This window comes from Nocardia amamiensis NBRC 102102, from assembly GCF_001612745.1.
Classification (GTDB): Bacteria; Actinomycetota; Actinomycetes; order Mycobacteriales; family Mycobacteriaceae; genus Nocardia; species Nocardia amamiensis.
Genome location: NZ_BDBA01000393.1, coordinates 1 through 2,205, shown reverse-complemented (window position 1 = coordinate 2,205; position 2,205 = coordinate 1). Strand labels below are relative to the sequence as shown.

Genomic DNA, 2,205 nt, shown 5'->3' with positions numbered 1-2,205 from the left:
AGAGCGTTGGTGTGTCCTGGAGGTGACAGGGAGGTTGTGATGTAGAAGCACGAATCTCGTTGTTACCGTGCTGTTGTGGAGATGAAGGCAGGTCCTTCGGTATCGGCATGCAGGTGCAGGTGTCAAACCACCCCGAGCTGCTGCGGTGAATGAGCCGTGGTGGTGAGCGTCCGGGGAAAAGCTGTCCATGAGGCAGCAGGTGTGGGCCGAGAAGGCGAACGCAAGTGAACCACTGATGACGTGTCGTTACGCCAATTGACATCGAAACCGGGGCATCAATGCTGTCCCGGGACGAGCCAGACGGGAGCCTGCTGACTGGTCTGGTGGTGTCCGGCATGAAGGTGGCGCGAGCTCGGTTCAGGCTCTGCAACGGAACAGGAGAACTCCTCGACGCGAAAGAGTTGCCGCCGGGTTGACGGTGGCCGCGAGAAGGGTGAGCAGCCCGGTCGCGCGTCAGGAGGGCGGAACGCCTCGTAGTAGTGATGAAGTCCCTGTAATGGGGGTGGAGCGAAGGGGGCGTGCTGTCAGGTTTCGATCGACGATCAACCAGTAATGGGAGGAATCCGATGACCGGAACGAGATCGGCGGGCAAGCCGTTCGATATCCCGAAAGCTCTGGTGTGGGAGGCATATCAGAAGGTCAAAGCCAACAAGGGAGCGGCTGGGGTGGATGGGCAGTCGCTGACGGAGTTCGAACAGGACGAGAAGGACAACCTGTACAGACTCTGGAACCGGCTGTCGTCGGGAAGCTACTTTCCGCCGCCCGTGCGGGCGGTGGACATCCCGAAACACGGTGGAGGAATCCGCATTCTCGGGGTTCCGACCGTCGCTGACCGGATCGCCCAGACAGTGGTGGCCATGGTGCTGTCGCCCTCGGCGGAAGAGGTATTCCACGAGGATTCGTATGGGTATCGGCCGCGACGGTCGGCGCTGGATGCGGTGGAGATGTGCAAGCAGCGATGTTGGCGGCAGCCGTGGGTGATCGACTTGGACATCCAAGGCTTCTTCGACAACGTGCCGCACGATCCGATCGTCGCCGCCGTGGAACACCACACCAGCTTGCCGTGGGTGTTGTTGTATGTGAAGCGGTGGCTCACCGCGCCGGTGCAGCAGCCCGACGGCACACTTGTGCGGCGGGAGAAGGGGACCCCGCAGGGGTCGGCGATCTCGCCTTTGTTGTCGAACCTGTTCATGCACTATGCATTCGATTCCTGGGTGGATCGGGAGCTGCCGACGGTCAGGTTCGAGCGGTACTGCGACGACGCCATCGTGCATTGCGTCAGCGAGAAGCAGGCGGTATTCGTCCGCGACGCCATCGCGCGCAGGCTGGGGCAGTTCGGTTTGACTCTGCACCCGGAGAAGACCCGGATCGTGTACTGCAAGCAGGAAGGTCGGGATCTGGACTATCCGGTCACCGAATTCACCTTCCTGGGGTTCACGTTTCGGCGCCGGGCGGCTCGGTTGCGGGATGGAAGGCTGAAGTCCGGTTTTCTGCCCGCGGTGAGCAAGCAGGCGAAGAAGTCCATGGCCAGGGTCATCCGGCGCTGGCAGTTAGGCCGCTGGACCGAGTGGAGCCTTCGGCGGATCGCCGCGAGGATCAACCCCATCGTGGCGGGCTGGATCAGCTATTACGGGCACTTCTACAAGTCCGACCTGATCCGCTTCCTGGAACACCAGATCAACCCGTTTCTCGTGAAATGGGCGATGCGGAAATACAAACGGTATCGTCGTGCCAAACGGCGGGCGCGTCGGAGGCTGGCCGAGTTCGCCTCGGTCTATCCCGGCATGTTCGCGCACTGGAAACACGGCGCCTTGCCCACTGGTTCGACAGTGGGAGCCGTGTAACGAGAGATTGTTACGCACGGTTCTGCGAGCGGCGGCGGGTGAGATCCCCGCCGCCGACTCACCTCGTAGGCGTCTCCGACCGAGCCTATTGATGCCGAGAGTCCTTGCAGAGCAAGGGATTCAGTGAAACGCACCGAGGTATATTGCTGCCTGCATCGGTGTGGAAAATCAGGCCGGGCTCGACCGGATGCCCGTAATGGTCACGCCGCCACACGGCCATGTTGAGTGCCTTGGACACCAATGCAGTCGTCTTCGTGTTCGCCGCGGTCCAGCCGACGATCGCGCGGGAATAGGCGTCGAACACGAACGCGACATACGCCCATCCGGTCCACGTCGACACGTTGACTGCGCTCCCCGAAAT

General features: G+C 61.8%; 2 protein-coding genes. One reads left to right on the top strand and one right to left on the bottom strand.

All coding sequences use genetic code 11. The features are described 5' to 3' along the window. The first annotated feature begins 566 nt into the window (after positions 1–566). Positions 567–1,844, top strand: coding sequence for a group II intron reverse transcriptase/maturase (ltrA, locus tag NA4_RS37970; RefSeq protein ID WP_067481055.1), 1,278 nt, complete (start codon positions 567–569; stop codon positions 1,842–1,844). An 85-nt stretch (positions 1,845–1,929) separates the two neighbouring features. Here the strand turns inward: ltrA and NA4_RS37965 are convergent. Beyond that, positions 1,930–2,205: DDE-type integrase/transposase/recombinase (locus NA4_RS37965; RefSeq protein ID WP_218022531.1), on the bottom strand; the 276-nt coding region annotated here is incomplete at its 5' end.

Coding starts and splice junctions, on each gene's coding strand:
- ltrA (WP_067481055.1), top strand. CDS start 567: ATGACCGGAACGAGATCGGCGGGCAAGCCGTTCGATATCCCGAAAGCT.